The organism is Faecalibacterium sp. I4-1-79 (assembly GCF_023347235.1).
GTDB classification, from domain to species: domain Bacteria; phylum Bacillota; class Clostridia; order Oscillospirales; family Ruminococcaceae; genus Faecalibacterium; species Faecalibacterium tardum.
This window is the reverse complement of the sequence record NZ_CP094467.1, coordinates 3,125,667-3,143,329: the sequence shown is the minus strand read 5'-3', so window position 1 is coordinate 3,143,329 and position 17,663 is coordinate 3,125,667. Positions and strand designations below refer to the sequence as shown.

Sequence of the window (17,663 nt, the reverse complement as noted above, 5' to 3'; positions counted from 1 at the left end):
GCAGCTCTCATGCAACCGGTTTTACGCATGAGTGCTACTCGTTGTACGAAATCATTATAGCCTGCCTGTCTGGAATTTGCAAAGGCAGTTTTGCACAAGAATTGTACTGGGCATTCTGCGCAGATTGCACGAGGAAAACTTTGTGAAAGATGCCCTTTGAAGCCCGCCAACCTACCGTGGTACAATAACGTAAAGAGTAAAATTACGCTGGAAAGTCTGTTTTTGCAGCCTTTTCATACAAGGGAAAGAGGCAATACCATGTCACGGTTTCAGGCGGGAGCGCTGGTGGTTTACGGAAATCTGGGAGTGCACGAGGTGGAAGGCGTCGGGCTGCGGCGCTTTTGCGATGAGTCCGCCAGAGAGTATTACACCCTCCGGCCTTATTTTTCGGATTCCCACGACCGCAGCTATATCCCCACGGAAAAGGAAGCGGCGCTGCGCCCGGTGACCCCGGCACAGCAGGCGGAAGCCGACCTTGCACGCATCAAAGCGGAGAAGCTGCCTATCCCGGCGGGGGTACAGACAGCGCTGGCAGAACATTATCAGGCACTGCTGCACACCAACGATTTTTACCAGTATTTGACCCTGTTCAAGGAGCTGGGGCAAAAGCAGACCCAGCAGCAAAGCCGCGGCCGAAAGATCAACGCCATGGATACCTACTTCTACCAGATGGTAGAGCGTGTCCTGCGGGAAGAGCTGGCGGTGGCGTTTGGGGAATCGCAGCAGGAAGCCGGCAGACGGCTTCTGGAGGTTTTGCGCTAAAGCCGCATGGTGATTTTTACCTCAACTGATTTCCGCAACGAAAAGACCGCTTCCGTTTAAAAACGGAGGCGGTCTTTTGCGTCCGGCAGATCTATCACTGGTCAAAAGGATCGGGAAATGTTTAAATTGTTCTATCATCGTATATTTTAAAATTCGATCCTATACTTTTTGGTGCGGATATAAATCGGAGCAACTTTGTAGGAATTAACAAAGCATGGCAGTTTGCCATGAAAAACCTTCGTGCGAGTTTGCCACTTGAAACCCATCGATGCCTTATGATATAATCCCTTCAGCAGAACGCGCTGTGTGTGAACACGTAAGACCAGTTTCTTCACACGCAGGCGTTCTCTTTTTATTTTCAAAAAGTTAGTTTGCGCTAATCTTGAGGAGGGCTTTTCATTCGTAATCATCGTTCCACTGTTTTTCTCGGCGTTCTGCTGCTGATCCTTTCGGTCAGCTCTCTGTTTGCCGGGGTGCTGGATATCCGGTTTTTTGACCTGCTTACAGGCAGCGTGAAAACATGGGAGATCTTTCTGATCTCCCGCCTGCCGCGTCTGCTTGCCATCCTCTGCACAGGCATCGGCATGAGCGTGGCGGGGCTTATCATGCAGCAGCTCTGCATGAACAAGTTTGTTTCGCCCACCACAGGCGCGACGATCTCTTCTGCACAGTTTGGCATTCTGCTGGCTTTGCTGTTTGCACCGGGTTCTACCCTGTGGGGACGTGCTGCCTTTTCCTTCGTTTGTGCCGTTCTCGGTACATGGGTCTTTGTCTGGTTCATCCAGCGTATCCGGTTCAAGGATGTTGTCATGGTTCCGCTGGTCGGCATCATGTTCTCCAACATCGTAATGGGTGTTACCAATTATCTTGCCTACAAATATGAAATGACACAGGCTCTTTCCAGCTGGCTGGTCGGTCATTTTTCCACCGTCATTCGTGGGCGGTATGAGCTTGTCTGGCTGACGGTACCGCTGGTGGTTCTGGCATTTGTATTTGCCAACCACTTCAATATCGTGGGCATGGGAAAAGATTTTTCTCAGAACCTCGGCGTTCCGTATGATCTGGTGTTGTTTATGGGTCTGACCATTGCTGCCATGATCACGGCATCCGTTGTTGTCGTGGTCGGCTCGATCTCCTACATCGGCCTCATCGTGCCCAATATCGTAGCAATATTCAAGGGTGACCAGATCCGCGGAACGCTGGTGGATACCGCTCTGTTTGGCGCTGTGTTCGTGCTGGTCTGCGATATGATCGGGCGGGTTGTGATCTATCCCTACGAGTTGCCCATCGAGCTGATCGTTGGCGTTATCGGCAGTATCCTGTTTGTCGGTCTGCTGCTGTATCGGCTTCGGCATGGACGCAAGGCAGTCCGGCTGGGCAAAGCTGCCAAGAAAACCGGAGGTGCAGCATGAAAACGCACAAAAATCATCTGCGACTGCTGATCCTTCTGCTTCTTGTTCTGCTGGCCTGCGTAGGCTATATGACAGTGGGTGTCCACTTTGAAAACCAAAAATTATTTGCCTACGCCATGCGTATCCGCACACCCAAGCTGATCGCCATGCTCATCACGGCATTTGCCATTGGAAGTGCTTCCATCGTGTTTCAGTCCACCATCAACAACACCATCGTCACGCCCTGCCTGCTGGGTATGGACCAGCTTTATTCGCTGATCCACACGGCGGTGTTCTTTGTGGCGGGTTCGGGCAGCTTTCTGGCGGTCAATGCCAACGCAGCCTTTGCGGTAGACCTTGCCATTATGGGCGCTGTTGCCACCGTGATTTACAGCTATCTGTTCCGGAAAACGAACCACAATGTTCTGTACGTCCTGCTCATCGGCACGGTGCTGACCTCGTTCTTTTCCAGCATCCAGACGACTTTGACCCGTGTGATGGACCCCAACGAGTACGACACGCTGCTGACGGATCTGGTCGCCAGCTTTTCCAATGTCAATTCGGCGATTCTGGTACTGTCCGTTGCGGTTCTTGCGCTGGTCGCCTTTGCCTTCCGGAAAGAGCTTGCGCTGCTGGACGTTCTGACACTGGGCAAAGATCAGGCCATCAATCTGGGTGTGGACTATGACCGCTGCATCCGCCGGCTGCTGCTGGGGGTCACACTGTACATTGCAACAGCCACCGCTATGGTTGGGCCGCTGGCATTTCTGGGGCTTATCATTGCCAACCTTTCCCGGCAGTTCCTGCGCACCTACCGGCACAGCCAGCTCATCACCGGCTCTGTTTTGTTCGGTATGGCTGTTCTGATCGGCGGACAGCTTCTGGTGGAACGGGTATTCGTTTACTCGGTTCCGGTCAGCGTGTTCATCACCGTGGGCGGCGGCGTGTATTTCCTGTATCTGCTGCTCACCCAGAGAAAGGCATAAAACCATGTTTGTAAAAGAGATCACCAAACGCTACGATGGCAAAGCCGTTGTCGATGGCGTGAGTTTTGAGATTCCGAAAGGTAAAGTCCTTTCCCTCATCGGTCCGAACGGCGCGGGAAAATCCACCGTGATGGGAATGCTGTCCCGCCTGATCGCACGGGACAGCGGTCTTGTGGATTTTGAGGGGACGGAGATCACGCGCTGGAAAAGCCGGGAGCTGAGCAAGCGGCTCGCCATCCTGACCCAAGCCAACAATGTCCAGATGAAGCTGACTGTCCGGGAACTGGTTGCATTTGGCCGCTTTCCGTACTCCGGCGGACGGCTGACCCAAGAGGACAACGAGATCATTGACCGCACCATTGCCTACATGGAACTGGGCGATTTTGAGGAGCAGTTCATCGATGAACTGTCCGGCGGTCAGCGGCAGCGTGCCTATATTGCCATGGTCATTGCGCAGGACACCGAGTATATCCTGCTGGATGAACCGACCAACAATCTGGATATTTACCACGCAACCAACCTCATGCGCATCGTCCGCCGCCTGTGCGATGAGCTGGGCAAAACGGTGATCCTTGTTCTGCACGAGATCAACTATGCTGCGTTTTATTCCGACTACATCTGCGCCTTTGTGAATGGAAAAATCGCAAAGTTTGGCACGGTGCAGGAAGTGATCACCAAAGAAAACCTGTCCGATATCTACAAGGTAGACTTTGAGATCATGCAGATCGAAGGCAAGCCTTTGTCGATATATTATTGATTTCAGTACTTTTTAAAAGGAGCATTCTTATGAAGAAAATTTCTCGTCGTTCGTTTTTGACCGCTATGGCCGCTGTGAGTGCAGCGGGGGTTCTTACTGCCTGTGGTGCTTCCTCCTCCACGGCAAGCTCCGTGGCATCCTCTGTGGCTGCATCCAGCGAAGCTACCACTTCCTCGGAAGCCGTGCCGGAGTCGGTGACCATCAAGGCGTTCAACGGTGCAAAGGAACTGGTAGATGTGGAAGTGCCCTTTGACCCGCAGCGCATTGCAATCCTCGAACTTGCTTCTCTGGACATTCTGGATGAACTGGGCGTTGGCGACCGTGTGGTCGGCACGGCATCCACCTCTCTGGACTATCTTCAGAGCTATGTTACCAATGACAGCATTGCGAACCTTGGCAACATCAAGGAAGCCGATATGGAAGCAGTCATGGCTTGCGAGCCGGACATCATTTTTATCGGCGGACGCCTGTCCAAATCCTATGATGCTTTGTGCGAGATCGCACCCGTTGTTTTCCTTGCGACCGACGCCGAAAAGGGCGTTGTGGAAAGCACCCGTGAAAATGCCATGACCATCGCTTCTATCTTTGGTCTGGAAGACCATGTGGAAAGCCTGATGGCGGATTTTGACAGCCGCATCGACGCCCTGAAAGCCTTTGCAGAGGGCAAGACTGCCATCGTCGGCATGACCACCAGCGGCAGCTTCAATGTTCTGGGCAACAATGGCCGCTGCTCCATCATCGGCAAGGAGATCGGCTTTGAGAACATCGGCGTAGATGCCAATATCGACACCTCGACCCACGGCAACGAGGCTTCCTTCGAGTTCATTGTGGACAAGAACCCCGACTACATCTTCGCAATGGATCGTGATGTAGCCATTGGCACCGATGGCGCACAGATGGCACAGGAGATCCTGGAAAACGAGCTGGTGGAAAGCACGGATGCCTACAAGAACGGCCACATCGTTTATCTGGCACACCCGAATGTCTGGTACACCGCAGAGGGCGGCATTCAAGCACTGAACGAAATGCTGAGCGATCTGGAAAACGCACTGCTGTGATTTTTTCAAAATTCTTCTTGCAATTTTGAAAAAACTCCGGTATAATACCTTCCGTTAAGAATACAAAAAGCCGGCTTACAAAGCGTGAAATCCTGAGGAAAAGCTACCCCTCAACGATTTCACGCTTTTTTGTTTGCCTGAAAAGGAGGACCTATGAACCCGAAAAACAAACTGGCAGAAATGCCCATCCGCCCCCTGCTGTACACCATGGCGGTACCGCTGATGCTATCGCTGCTCATCCAATCGCTGTATAACATCGTGGATAGCATTTTTGTGGCACGGCTGTCGGAAACAGCCCTGACCGCCGCCTCTCTTGTATATGCCATCCAGTTTTTGATGATTGCCATCGGCGTGGGCACCGCCGTGGGCCTGAATGCTCTGCTCTCCCGCAAGCTGGGGCAGAAAAAGCCGGAGGAAGCCTGCCGTGCCGCCACCACCGGGCTGTTCCTGATGCTGGGCACTTCGCTGGTGTTCACGCTGGTGGGGCTGCTGTTCTCGAACCAGATCGCCGCCGCTCTGACGGGCGACCCGGAACTGCAGCAGCTCTGTCGGGAATACCTCTCGGTGAATCTCGTGTTCTGCTGGGGCATCTTTTTACAGACCTACGGGCAGCGGCTGCTGCAGGCCGTGGGTGATACTGTGCTGTCCATGGTTTCCCTTATCATCGGCGCAGTGGTCAACATTATTCTCGACCCCATTATGATCTTTGGCCTGCTGGGCTGCCCGGCCATGGGAATCCGGGGCGCAGCCATCGCCACCGTCATCGGGCAACTCATCGGTGCAGCGGCGGCGCTGTGGTTCAACCAGGTCAAAAACCCGGTCATCCACGTCCGGTTAAAGGGCTACCGCTTTTTGTGGCAGGATGTGGCCGACATCTACCGGGTGGGGCTGCCTACCATCGTGATGCAGGCCATCGGCAGCGTGATGACCTTTGCGGTCAACGGCATTCTCCTGGGGGTGTCCTCCACGGCGGTAGCGTTCTTCGGCATCTACTATAAGCTGCAAAACTTCCTGATGATGCCGGTGAATGGTCTGGGACAGGCGGCCATCCCGGTGGTGGGCTTCAACTATGGCAGTGGGCAGTCCGACCGGGTAAAGCAGGCATGGAAGGTGCTGCTGCCCACCGGCGTGGTGTTTGCCCTGTGCGGCACGGCGGTGTTCCTGCTGTTCCCGGCGCAACTGCTGGGGCTGTTCTCTGCCAGTGACGAGATGCTGGCTTTCGGTGTGCCTGCCCTGCGCATCATTTCGGTAACTTTCCTGTTTGCGGTCACAACTATTCTGTGCGGCTACTTTGCCTCCGGTCTTGGCAACGGCGTGGTCAACATGATCGGCGCTGCCTTGCGGCAGTTGGTGGTATTGGTGCCCTGCCTGTGGCTTCTCATCCGCACCATGGGCATCGACAGGGCGTGGTTTGCGTTCTGGGTGTCCGAGGTGATCGCCTGCGCTTACAGCCTGTGGGCAACGAAAAAAGAACTGCGAAACAAGGTGAAATAAGGCAAAACAAAAAAAGGGTGCGCCCCTGAATAGGACGCACCCTGAAAAATCCACATACGATAGCGATATGTACAACAGGGCGTTCCCCGTCGGGAACGCTCTGTTTTTCTTTACTAGTGGCGTGATGAGCCTGTTCCGCCTGCCATGTAGCAAACTCCCGCTGGCCTTCCTCGCTGTTCCAGCAGGCAAGAATGGCCGGGTAGAATGCCCGTGCCAGACGGTCGATGACTTCATCGGGGTAAGGGGAAGTGTTTGTGGACTTTTTCTTTTTGTTCAAACGCACGCTCCTTTGGACATCTGTGAACAGCATACCATGTGCCTGTTGTTATGCTGTCTGGTCTTTAACATCTGCGAGTGCGGCTTCCAGAGAAGCAAGGTAGTCCTTGTGCTTGTGAATGATCTCCAGAATCACATCACGCTGTGCATTATCGGGCATCTGCTCCAACTGGTAGCTGAACGAAATACGGAAACGAGTAGTGAGCTCTTCCAGAGCTACATACTCGTACCGTACATCCTCCGGGTAAGCATCGCTGTCATAAATCGATTCAAACTTTCGGAATGGCATGACAGGCGCTTTGCCCGGAACGCGGATCACACCATCAGCGTCAGGTGTCGGTTCCACCTTCAGCTCCGGGTGCAGAATATCCTGCAAAGTTTGTGCACGGTCATTGTAGGCAACCTTGGCGAGGCGGTGCATATCAGCTTTGGACACTTTCGTCTGTCCGGACAGGATGCTCTGCTTTAAGCCCGGTATCAGTTCTTCCGCAATCTCCACGCCTCTCATATACTTCGAGGCACGAAGAACAGTGTTTTTACTGACACCGTTTTCCTTGGCGATACGCTCACACGTTTTAACGCTCTCACCGAAGTTCCCATTTTGGGAACTCCGGCTAAACTGACCGTTTGTGCGCTGGACATCGTCACGAGTACAGCCATGTTCCGCACGTTCCGCTTCGTACTGCTTGCCGATGAGGAACAGCTTCTGCTCCGGCGTGAGGTTGCGCCGCCCCAACTGGTTCTTACAAATCCAAGCGAGGACTTCTTCTCTGCTTTCAAACAGGAGCGGCATAGTAGAAAAGCAGATTTCGGGGTGTTTCTGAAGAATCGCATAACGATTGTGACCATCAACAAGGGTATTGCCCCAGACGATCAAAGGAGAAATCAGCTTGCCCTCTTTCAGGATATTTTCTTCAAGCTGCTTAAATTCATCATCGGTCAGAGGAGGAATCTGGGACTGGAACTCCGGGTCGATTTTCAGGTTGATCATACGCACACTCCTTTATCTCTCCTGCTGCGCCGGTTCTTCCTCCCGGAAAAAGGACGCAACATTCTGCTTTGCGGTTTTCAGTTTGAGCAGTTCCTCTTTAGCTTCCTTGTACTGCTCGTAGAACTTTGCCTTTTCGGATGCCAGCTGCGCATACTCGGCTTCCAGTTTTTTCGGGCTGGGCAGCTTGGTGAGGTCATTTGCCTTGAAATAGGCTGCTGCCGCCCGGTACGCTGTCAGCTCTGCACGGTGCTGCTCCTCAAAGACTGCGGGGCGCTTGGCGGTCTTTAACTGCTGGGCAACATTCTTGGTGCTGGTGTAGGCTGCGATGTGATAGCGCAGCTCATTGTTGGCTTTCATGCGACCTTCGAGGTCTTTCACCACCGCCAGCGAGTCGTGATACTTGGTTTCCAGTTCAGCGATGCGCTGGTTCAAGGCGTCCTCGTCGGTCAAGCCCTTTTCCTGCAGAAGCTTCACGGTCTGTGCCATCACTTGAAGATTGTGTTTCGTGAGCCAACGCTTATAGCCAATGCCTTTGCCCTCGGTCATCCTCGACTGGATATCGATCAGTTTCCCGATGGTATCCTGTTTGAACTGCGCCTTGGGTTTGCGCTCAGTGTTTGTCTGCAACGTGGCAAGCACTGTCGTCTTATCGAATTTGTCACCGAGATGTTTCGCCCGGATAAACTTTGTTCTGCCAGAGGGCAGATAGCTGAGTTGTCCACGGCTTTCCTTGACAGCAATGCCGTACTGCTGCATGAGCTTGTCAGAAAAATCTTCAAAACTCGTTGTGCGGTACAGCACCGAAGAAATCTGTTTCCGCAAGATATTCTTTACAGTTTCAAACTTCTTCTGCTGGGGTGGTTGTCCGGCTGCGGCAAGGGCTGCGTTTGCAAGGTCGAGCTTCTGCTGCCCACGCCGCCTTGCCCAATACTCCGCTTCGCTCACGCGCTCTTTCGAGCCGTTGAGCAGGTCGATCTGGTACAGTCCGGCACCCTCGCACAGTTCCATGACCTCAACACGCAAGTGCCGCATGGTCTGGGCTGTGCTGGAGTGCTTCATACCCTCACGCCAGTCACGGGGCTTTTGCATATAGGGCTTACGTTCCACCTCTCGTGTGCGGATACTGCCGATCACAATGTGGACGTGGATGTTTCCCGAATGGTTATGCCCATCCGGGTGAGTGCAGACGATGGCGGGGTGACCGGAGAAGTTTTCTTCGCAGAATTTCAGGCCAAGTGCCTGTGCTTTTTCCATGGTCAAGCCGTTGTCGGCTGCATCTCTGGGGTCGAAGCTGATGATATACTGATGGCTCTTAATATCATCGCGTTGGGTGTTCTTGCCATACTTGCGGTTTGCCAGCAGACAGGCCGTTGCGAACGAGAAATCGCCGCACTCAAGGGTGTCGAGCAGGTACGAATTCCGCAGCTTCGGCTTGCCTTGTTCATCCAGAAGTTGCTTTCCAGTGAACGTATCGTGCTGGTAAATGAGATACGCTTCAATGGCAGAGTAGTCCGAGTTTTTAGAGGCGATATGCTTGAGCGTTGCCATACAGTTCACCCAGAACTTTCTCGGCGCTGAGCCGGAATGCAGTCAGGTCTGCAAGTTCGTCAAGGATTTTCGCTCGTATCTGCTCGGTGTCCGCACCGCCGGAATTGAAGTGCCTTGCAAGCTGGTTGAGGTTTCCGCCCACCTTGCTGCACTGAGCAAGCAGGGTGGAAACAGCGGTCAGGGTTTCTTCTCCGCCACCGGCAACGATGACCGTTTTCTCGATCTTGACATTGTGGATGGCGCGGCGGATGAAGGTGGAGAGGGAGAGATTCAGGAGTTTGCAAGTGAGTTCCAGTGACGCTTTTTCCTCCGCTGTCACACGGAACTTGATGACGTGCGTTTTGTTGTTCGGCGTGTCGTGGTGCTGGGAATTGCTAGGAATCGGTTGAACATTCGTTTTGGTCATTGTACCTCCTGTCTGTTCGATAACTCCTCGGTGAAGTTATGTAAAGCACGACACGCCGTTCCATTCGTGCCGTAAGGCACGAATGATGAGCAGGGTTTGGGGCAGGCACGCCCCAACAAGATCACTTCGGAAATGCAGACGCATTGAAGAAGTGAAGTCCCGGATGGACAGGAAATTTTCAAGAATTGAAAATTTGTGGCCACGGGACGGTTCTTGCCCTCTACCACTGCGCTCAAAACGTATTTTTAACAAATGTTTCCGAATTGTTAAGACGCAAAAATAAGTAGAGAGTTCCGCTGCTCGTGTATGTTGATCACCGTTTGCTCCGAACGAAGTTCCTGCCCCTGTTTGTGCAGCGGCGTTGACGGAAAGTCGGTATCACGTCCGGTCGGCTCATGAAATTTTCAAGGTACACTTCCTAAAAGAAAAATACCGCCCACGCAGCGCAGCGATGATTTTGTCGGGTGAATCGGCGGCAAAATGAATCGGGTGTGTTGCGGGGCGGTAAATTCTTTCGTGGACTTTTCCTCACTGAAGTGGTGGGTCTCACGGTGATAACCAACCACTTTCTGTGGCTGTGTTCAAAATGAACACGACCACATTTTGTGGATGAATTTAAACCAATCCACAAAATCAATGGGATTTACAAGAAAAATACCACGGCATGTAGAATGCGTCAAGAGGGTTTTGAAAAATTTATTGAAGTGAAGCAAGAAAAGTATGACACATATTGTAGCTTTAGGAAAAAATACGCTATGTGAATCAGAACAAACCCCATTTTCTGTCTGCGGTAGATCTTTCTATTGCCGGCAGCAACAGGATGTTGCATTTTTGACCATTGTCTAACAATCGATGCAAAAAAATGCAGGGGGAAAAACCCCTCAGATGGTTAGGCGAAACAAATTCACAAAGTAAAAATAGCACTCCCACCGGGCGTTGCCAAGCAGAAACAGACAAGTTTACAGGGACGAAATTTTTTCGATGCGGGAAACGTTTTGCCTCCTCTATGCCGCAGGGGAAGCTCCAATAACGAAATCTTTTTTAAAATCTCTGAAAATGACTAAACTCCTTGACAGAGGAGACGGCAGGGCGTATTATTTTGGCAGAAGGACCGCTGAGAAGCGGCTTTTTATAGAATGAAAAGTTAGCTCTACCTAACTCAAAACTCTGCCCTATACGGAGAAATATATCTCTTCTATTTACAGGTGGAAAATAAATAGAGAAGGAACGTATCACGATGAAAATCTACACATTTGGTGCAGAGAATGCTCCGGTGCTGTTGCTGCTGCCGGGCACCTGTTGCCATTGGAAAAGCAATTTCGGTGCGGTAATTCCGCTTCTGGCTGACAGCTTCCGGGTGCTGTGCGTCAGCTACGATGGTTTTGATGAGACTGAACAGACTGAATTTCCCACCATGCTGGAGGAGACCGAAAAAATCGAGGCCTACCTCAAGACCCACTGCGGCGGTCACATCCGGGCGGCCTACGGCTGCTCTCTGGGCGGCTCGTTTGTGGGGCTGCTGGCGGCACGGCAGAACATCCACATGGACTGTGGCATTCTGGGCAGCTCCGATCTGGATCAGGCATCGCCGCTGGCGGCAAGATTGCAGACTGATTTTCTGCTGCCATTGATCTACCCTGTGGTGCGGGACGGAAAGATTAAGGCGAAATTTCTCCAAAAGCGGCTGGACGAGTGTGCTAAAGAGTCGGGGGATTATGTCAAGGCTTTTCTGAAAATGTTTGGCGATGCCCGCCCTTATGTGACCATGCAGAGCTGCAAAAACCAGTTCTACTCCGATCTTATCACTCCGCTGCCGGATAAGATCCATGTGCCCGGCACCCAGATCCATATTTTTTACGCCCTGAAAATGGGCGCAAAATATCGTGCCCGGTATCAGCAGCATTTTGCACATCCTGTTCTCCATGAGCAGAACTTGCAGCACGAGGAATTGCTAGCCTGTCACCCGGAGCGATGGGCGCACCTTGTGAAAAGCATTGCATTGTGAACGGTAAAACGTATCTGGAGCAAGCAGGATTTTGTCAGATTCAGAGCCACAAAAATAAAAAGGGCTGGCTGTGCATCACAGCACAGAAATGAGGTGCGATCATGTCGAAAAAGGCAACGGAATTTCAAAGAAAAGCAATGAGCTGGATGTACCGAGGCAAGGAGATCTTCAAGCCTTTGAACACCGGCTGGATCGACGAGAATGTTGCCTGCGTGCGGGAGTGGGTGGCGAACATCTTCTTCTACCGCAAAGGCGATACGACCATTATGGTCGATGCGGGATATAACTACGACCGCCTTGCCGAAAAAATGGGCTGGCTTGGGATTGATCCGAAGTCGATACACCATATCCTTATCACCCATCAGGACACCGACCATGTGGGTGCGGTGGAAGCAGACAGTCCGGGGCTGTTCCGGAATGCGAAGCTGTACATCGGAGAGATCGAGAACCGGTATCTCACCGGCGAGGTGCGGCGAAAAGTCATCTATCATCTCTATAAATTGCCGCAGGTCACGATCAACAACGAAAAGGTACTGCTGCACGATGGGCAGGTACTTGACATTGACGGCGTCAGGATCGAGTGTTTTCTGGTTCCCGGCCATACATGGGGACATATGGTCTACCTCATTGACGATAAATACCTTTTTACCGGCGACACGCTGTGGTTTGGCGCGGACGGCGGCTACAGCTTCATTTCCTCGCTGGCGGAGGACAATAAGCTGGCTGTGCAGTCACTGGCGGAGCTGGAGCGGAAACTGCGCGCACGTGGGCTGCATCCATATTTCATCACCGGTCACACGGGATGGACGGACAATTTTGCCTTTGCGTTTGCCCACAAAGACAAGAGCTGTTCACCATTCAAAAAACGAGTACACGACCCATCGGCGCCCTATGATGCCTACGACGAATCGGACGACACCGAAGAAAATGCAAAGAGCGGTTTTCTGAAAGGTGTGGGAAGATGAAGGACAGTGAATTACAAATTGACCGTAGCTGCCATGTGCTATATTCCAAACCCTGCAAAAAGGAAATTCTGGCGAAAATCACTCTGCACTATCCGGAGGTGGAGCGCGAGGTGGTCTGGGAGCAGGTGCAGCTGAGATACGCAGAGCTTCTTTCCAAGTGGCGCACCGACCTCGGCGGCAAAAAGAACTTCCACAACGGTGTAGGCGGCACCTACGACTGCATCGCCATTATGTGCTATTACGATGTGTGCCGGGATGTGACCACATTCCGTGAAATTGAAGAGATGGAGGAAAAACTGATTCTTTCAACTTTCCGCAAGCTGAAATTTGTGGACTGCAACAAGCCGTTCTGGAGGAAGCTGATGTACAAGGCGTTTGTTCGTGCGAAAAGCGGCTGCGACAAATGGCACGATTACGAGATGTCGGTTGCGCCTTATGAAACCGACAAGCCTATTTATTATGAATTTACGGCGTGTCCGGCGGCGGAATTTGCCAAGCGGTTCGGATTTGCGGACATTATGCCCGCCCTGTGCAATGTGGACTATGCGTCCATGGAACTGCTCCATGCCAAGCTCGTGCGGACGACCACCTGCGTGGACGGCTGCCGATGCGACTATACCATCTGCGGCGATAAGGATCCATACGTAAAGGAACATCCAGAATACCGGGACGAAAACGGATACAGGAGGAATAAGTAATGCTTTTACAGGTGATTCTGGAAGGTCTTGGGCTGGGGGCTTTGCTGGTTCTTGTCTGTGCTGTGGGCATCTGCAAAGGGGCTGTTGGGATGGTGCATCTTTACAGCCCGGCGGTGCAGCAGCGGTGCGTAAAACTGGGGCTTACAAGCCCGGAACGCATCCGACGCAACAGCCTGCTGTTCAAAGCAGTCTGTATTCCCGGCTATATCGGCTATGTGCTGGTCTGTGTCTATGGGATAAACGGTGCAAAGGGCTTTGTTCAGGGCTTTTGGCAGCTGCTGGTCATACTGTCCGTTATGAATCCCATAGACCGATTTTGGGTTGACGGCTATTGGGTAGGACATACGAACGCATGGGAAATTCCGGGAACGGAAGACCTGAAACCCTACATTACAGCCAAGGATAAGGGCAAAAAGTGGCTGTTCGGCACAGTTGGTATGGCGGTCATTTCGGCAGCACTGGCGGCGATTATGATGCTTTTTATGAAAATATGAGGTGATAGAAATGCTGTTTCAAACATATGGCGATAGGAGGAATCCTGCCGTACTGTTCTTTCACGCAATGGGCGTGACGGGGGAGAGCAGCGAACCGGTTGCAAACTATTTACAGGATCGGTATTTCTGCATTTTACCTACCTCCACCGTGTACTGCAAAGGGCAGAAATATGTCAGCAAGGTGGACGAGGTTCGTCAGGTGGAAGAATACCTGAAATCGCAGGGGGTGGAACGCCTTGAACTGGTTGTGGCTTCTTCGATCGGTGCTGACCTTGCCATGGCGTTTTTGACAGGCACGAAGCTGCCCATCGGACATGTTTTCTTTGACGGCGGGCAGTTTGCACAAATCGGAAAAGGTACGCGCCGCATGATGACACCGTTTCTGTATCTGGCCATCAAGAGCCTGTACTGGTCAAAGGGCGGCACATTGAAAAAGATACTGTGGTGTGACGATAACTCCATAAAGCCGTATTTTATAGCCGCAGGGAAAAATCTGACCTACACAAATTTGCGGCGACAGATTCTGGACAGCCTGGAGGATAAACCCTTTCCGTCACTTTCCAAAGAAATGCAAAGGCATATCTATTTCGAGTTTGGCAGCATAGAAGATCATTTCAAATACCGTCAAGCGGTGATAGAAGCCTATCCCTGCGGCAATTACCCCGTATTTGAGGGATACGATCACATGCAATATCAGATTCATGATCCGAAGGGCTTTGCTGAAATGCTGGCATTTATCGCTGAGCAGGACGGTATGCCGAAGCTGCCGTTTATCAGAAAGTGAGAGGACCCGATATGAAATACAAAATCGAGAAAAACACCGTGCAGGAGACGCTGATCCTCCCGCTGTATTCCCGGAAGCTGTGTACGGAGTTGTATCCAAACCTTTATCGGGACGAAACAGCGGTGCATCTGATCGACCAGATCGACTACGACTTTTCAGAGGCAGAGGAAAACTCCCGCAGCCTGATGCAGCGGTTCGGTGCGCTGGAGGTCGCCATGCGGCAGAATGACCTTGCCTTTGAGGTGCAGGCATACCTGAAAAACCACCCCTGTGCGGCAGTGGTCAATCTGGGCTGCGGGCTGGATAACACCGGCAGAGCCTGCGACAACGGCAGATGCAAGATCTACAATCTGGATTTCCCAGATGTGATCGCCTTGCGGCAGCAGCTGCTGCCCGCCGGGGAGCGGGAGCAAAACATCCCCTGCGACCTGAAAGACCCCGCATGGTTTGACAAAATCGATGCCTCCGGCGGGGCGGTATTTTTTGCCTCCGGGGTGTTCTATTACTTCCTGACCCAGCAGGTCAAGGCGCTGGTGCAGGGGATGGCGGACGCTTTCCCCGGCGGGGTACTGGTCTTTGATGCCGCCAACCGAACGGCGGTAAAGATGATCGCAAAAACATGGCTCAGAACGGCAAAAATCAAGGATGTGGGGGCATATTTCGCAGTTTCGGATGCGAAAAGCGAGCTTTCCCCATGGGACAGCCGTTTGCAAGTGTCCAGCCGGGGCTATATGCTGGGTTACAACGATTTGAAAGACCCTTCTGTCAGCGGCTTTTTCCGTTTCCTCGCCAAGGTCGGGGACAGCGGGATGAAAATGCAGATCGTAAAGATCGGATTTGGAGGCAAGCTATGAAAATTCTGGTATATGGTGCAGGCGTTCTGGGGTGCAATCTGACAAGAAATCTGCTGCGCGCCGGAAAGGATGTTACCCTGCTTGCGCGAGGAAACTGGGCAGCGGAGATCAGGCGGAACGGCCTGCGGATCAAGGACAAATTTTCGCTCCACACTTCGGTCAGCCGCATTCCGGTGGTGACGGAACTTGCACCGGATGCAATGTACGATGTGATCTTTGTGGTCCTGCGCTATACACAGCTGGATTCCGTTCTGGACACGCTGCGGGCGAACCGGACGAAGAACGTCGTTTTTGTGGGGAACAATGTGCAGGCGAGGGCGCTGGCAGCGGCGCTGCCGGGGAAGAACGTCCTGTTTGCCTTTGCGCTTTCTGCGGGGCATCGGGAGGCTGACCGGGTGGTCTCCATCGACCTGAAAAAGATCACCATCGGACAGCTGCCGGGTGCAATCTCCAATAAACAGCTGATTGGGCGCATCTTCCACGGCACAAAATATAAGGTTGTTTACGAGCCGAACATGGAGGACTATCTGCTCTGCCATGCCGCGTTTGTGATGCCTGCGGCCTTCGCCTGCTATAAGACAGACGGCGACCTGAAAAAGCTCAGGGGAGATACCGCGTACCTGAACCGTGTGCTGGATGCCAACATCGAGGGATACCGCGCCATCCGAGATGCCGGGCACGCCATTCTGCCCAAAGCGGATGTAGACTTTGAAGGGGAAAAGTACCGCAAGACCTGCCTGCACTTTTTCAAGCTGATGTGCGCTACCTCGCTGGGCAAACTCTGCGCCTCCGACCATGCTATGAACGCCATCGACGAAATGAGCGCGCTGAACCGGGACCTCAAGAAATTTTTTGATGAACATGGCGCAGCCTACCCGGTATGGCAGGCACTGGAAACGGAAGCCGGGAGGTACCTGCAATGAAATACGCTGGAATGCCTTTCGGTATGTGGGCTCTGTTTGCACCGTCGTTCCGAAAGCAGCTGACCGCTGTGCTGGGCTATGATGCAGCCACCGCAAGAGCTATCACGAAAAAGGCAAAGCCGCAATACCGGCAGATCATCCGCAGGCTGCCGGAGTTTGAAAAAGCGGACCGCTTCAAGATGAACATCGTCAACTGCGCAATGCTCGGCGCGTTCATCCTCTCCATGCCGCAACGTCCGGAGGTGGACAGGCTGACGGATTACTACGCAAAGTCCATGATGACAAAGCCCATGCAGTGGTTCTGCCGCAAAAGCGGAAAAAGCAAGTTTACCGCAAAGGACATTGCCGCCATGAAGGCCACCGCTGCTCTGAAAGCCGCCGACCGCAACCCCTATTCGTGGAACATGGAATTTTACGAATACCCGGATGGCAGCGGCTACGAGGGACGCTTTACCAAATGCGGCATCTGTGTGCTGATGAAGAAGCTGGGTCTGTACGACCTGACCCCCGCTTTGTGCCATCTGGACTACACCATGAGCGAAGCGGGCGGTGTGACAAATTTTGTGCGGCAGTATACCCTTGCCTCCGGCGGATCCTACTGCGACTGCGGGTACAAAAAGAAGGGGTGACGGACGATGAAGGTGAAGGAAACCTATCTTTCCCGTGACTTTCGGGAGACTGCGGCGCAACGCTTTCCTGCGCAGGCAAAGCAGCTGAACGCCGCTTTTGATGCACGCCTGAATGCGCTGCTGGCTGAAAATGCGGGTGCAAGCAAGGAAAAGCAATACCACCTCAAGCGGCAGATCTTGCCGGGCATTGCGGCCTACGAGACCTTGCAGCGGGTCATGCCGAAAGAGGAGGCACTGCAAACCGTTCACGGCTATGTGGAGCGGCTGGCGAGAACGAGCCACAAACAGCTTGCCGCCCTGCTGCACATACCGGGGCTTTACCGCCTTGTTCCCGACGTTTTCGTCAAATCCACCCGGAGCGTTTTCGGCCCGGCGGCGGGCTTTGCCCCAAAAGAACTGCAGACCGGTAACGGCGTCTGGCGTGTGGATATGATGAAGTGTCCCTATCACGACACCTGCATAGAATACGGCTGCCCAGAGCTGTGCCGCTGCTTTTGCGACAGTGATGACATCAGCTATACCGGGCTGCATCCGAAGCTGATCTGGGAGAGAAGCATGACGCTGGGGCGCGGAAATGACCGCTGCGATTTCTGCATGAAGGTCAAAAAATAGCGGGGAGGCAGTTTGGTATGAAAAGCGTTC

General features: G+C 52.8%; 20 protein-coding genes. 16 read left to right on the top strand and 4 right to left on the bottom strand.

Annotation, left to right across the window (positions count from 1 at the left end):
- Positions 1-258 precede the first annotated feature (258 nt).
- Entirely contained in the window at positions 259-762 is a 504-nt protein-coding gene (locus MTP36_RS15525) for a CarD family transcriptional regulator (protein WP_015537283.1), read from the top strand.
- Positions 763-908: 146 nt separating this feature from the next.
- On the opposite strand, the gene MTP36_RS15520 is transcribed toward MTP36_RS15525, so the two are convergent.
- Entirely contained in the window at positions 909-1,172 is a 264-nt protein-coding gene (locus MTP36_RS15520; protein ID WP_249252347.1) for a hypothetical protein, read from the bottom strand.
- Here MTP36_RS15520 and MTP36_RS15515 point away from each other — a divergent pair.
- From MTP36_RS15515 to MTP36_RS15495, 5 genes are all read left to right on the top strand, one after another.
- Positions 1,161-2,174 (top strand): ABC transporter permease, encoded by a 1,014-nt coding sequence (locus MTP36_RS15515; RefSeq protein ID WP_249254443.1) that lies wholly within the window; start codon positions 1,161-1,163, stop codon positions 2,172-2,174. The two genes, MTP36_RS15520 and MTP36_RS15515, sit on opposite strands and share 12 nt — an antisense overlap.
- Positions 2,171-3,139 carry an iron chelate uptake ABC transporter family permease subunit gene (locus tag MTP36_RS15510; protein ID WP_249252345.1) on the top strand — a complete coding sequence of 323 codons (969 nt, stop codon included), beginning with the start codon at positions 2,171-2,173 and terminating at the stop codon, positions 3,137-3,139. Before MTP36_RS15515 ends, MTP36_RS15510 begins: the two co-directional genes overlap by 4 nt.
- Positions 3,140-3,143: 4 nt before the next feature.
- Entirely contained in the window at positions 3,144-3,896 is a 753-nt protein-coding gene (locus MTP36_RS15505) for an iron ABC transporter ATP-binding protein (RefSeq protein WP_249252334.1), read from the top strand.
- 29 nt (positions 3,897-3,925) lie between these two features.
- Complete coding sequence (locus MTP36_RS15500) at positions 3,926-4,954, top strand: siderophore ABC transporter substrate-binding protein (protein ID WP_249252322.1); 1,029 nt, start codon at positions 3,926-3,928, stop codon at positions 4,952-4,954.
- Positions 4,955-5,107: 153 nt separating this feature from the next.
- Positions 5,108-6,448 (top strand): MATE family efflux transporter, encoded by a 1,341-nt coding sequence (locus MTP36_RS15495; protein ID WP_249252314.1) that lies wholly within the window; start codon positions 5,108-5,110, stop codon positions 6,446-6,448.
- Between the two features lie 325 nt (positions 6,449-6,773).
- Here MTP36_RS15495 and MTP36_RS15490 read toward each other — a convergent pair whose 3' ends face one another.
- The 3 genes from MTP36_RS15490 to MTP36_RS15480 are packed head-to-tail and all read right to left on the bottom strand — an operon-like array spanning position 6,774 to position 9,669.
- Positions 6,774-7,715, bottom strand: coding sequence for a hypothetical protein (locus MTP36_RS15490; RefSeq protein ID WP_249252302.1), 942 nt, complete (start codon positions 7,713-7,715; stop codon positions 6,774-6,776).
- 12 nt (positions 7,716-7,727) lie between these two features.
- Entirely contained in the window at positions 7,728-9,263 is a 1,536-nt protein-coding gene (locus MTP36_RS15485) for a relaxase/mobilization nuclease domain-containing protein (RefSeq protein WP_249252300.1), read from the bottom strand.
- Positions 9,235-9,669: a plasmid mobilization protein gene (locus MTP36_RS15480; protein WP_249252292.1), complete on the bottom strand. Its 435-nt coding sequence runs from the start codon at positions 9,667-9,669 to the stop codon at positions 9,235-9,237. The genes MTP36_RS15485 and MTP36_RS15480 overlap by 29 nt, the downstream gene beginning before the upstream one ends.
- 605 nt (positions 9,670-10,274) lie before the next feature.
- Here MTP36_RS15480 and MTP36_RS15475 point away from each other — a divergent pair.
- The 10 genes from MTP36_RS15475 (at position 10,275) to MTP36_RS15430 (ending at position 17,633) form a co-directional block, all read left to right on the top strand.
- The gene (locus MTP36_RS15475; protein ID WP_249252287.1) at positions 10,275-10,430 is read left to right on the top strand and encodes a hypothetical protein; all 156 of its coding nucleotides are present in this window, start codon (positions 10,275-10,277) and stop codon (positions 10,428-10,430) included.
- A 476-nt stretch (positions 10,431-10,906) separates the two neighbouring features.
- Positions 10,907-11,674: an alpha/beta fold hydrolase gene (locus MTP36_RS15470; RefSeq protein WP_249252285.1), complete on the top strand. Its 768-nt coding sequence runs from the start codon at positions 10,907-10,909 to the stop codon at positions 11,672-11,674.
- A gap of 101 nt (positions 11,675-11,775) precedes the next feature.
- Complete coding sequence (locus tag MTP36_RS15465; RefSeq protein WP_097785021.1) at positions 11,776-12,639, top strand: MBL fold metallo-hydrolase; 864 nt, start codon at positions 11,776-11,778, stop codon at positions 12,637-12,639.
- On the top strand, positions 12,636-13,337 hold the full coding sequence (locus MTP36_RS15460) for an L-2-amino-thiazoline-4-carboxylic acid hydrolase (RefSeq protein ID WP_249252282.1): 702 nt from the start codon (positions 12,636-12,638) through the stop codon (positions 13,335-13,337). The genes MTP36_RS15465 and MTP36_RS15460 overlap by 4 nt, the downstream gene beginning before the upstream one ends.
- Complete coding sequence (locus MTP36_RS15455; RefSeq protein ID WP_249252281.1) at positions 13,337-13,831, top strand: hypothetical protein; 495 nt, start codon at positions 13,337-13,339, stop codon at positions 13,829-13,831. The genes MTP36_RS15460 and MTP36_RS15455 overlap by 1 nt, the downstream gene beginning before the upstream one ends.
- A gap of 10 nt (positions 13,832-13,841) precedes the next feature.
- The gene (locus MTP36_RS15450) at positions 13,842-14,615 is read left to right on the top strand and encodes an alpha/beta fold hydrolase (RefSeq protein WP_249252279.1); all 774 of its coding nucleotides are present in this window, start codon (positions 13,842-13,844) and stop codon (positions 14,613-14,615) included.
- 11 nt (positions 14,616-14,626) lie between these two features.
- Entirely contained in the window at positions 14,627-15,469 is an 843-nt protein-coding gene (locus MTP36_RS15445; protein WP_249252277.1) for a class I SAM-dependent methyltransferase, read from the top strand.
- Complete coding sequence (locus tag MTP36_RS15440; protein ID WP_249252275.1) at positions 15,466-16,392, top strand: ketopantoate reductase family protein; 927 nt, start codon at positions 15,466-15,468, stop codon at positions 16,390-16,392. Before MTP36_RS15445 ends, MTP36_RS15440 begins: the two co-directional genes overlap by 4 nt.
- A complete protein-coding gene (locus MTP36_RS15435; RefSeq protein WP_249252273.1) occupies positions 16,389-17,021 on the top strand; it encodes an L-2-amino-thiazoline-4-carboxylic acid hydrolase in 633 nt (210 codons plus the stop codon). The genes MTP36_RS15440 and MTP36_RS15435 overlap by 4 nt, the downstream gene beginning before the upstream one ends.
- 6 nt (positions 17,022-17,027) lie before the next feature.
- The gene (locus MTP36_RS15430) at positions 17,028-17,633 is read left to right on the top strand and encodes an L-2-amino-thiazoline-4-carboxylic acid hydrolase (protein ID WP_249252271.1); all 606 of its coding nucleotides are present in this window, start codon (positions 17,028-17,030) and stop codon (positions 17,631-17,633) included.
- Positions 17,634-17,663: the final 30 nt, after the last annotated feature.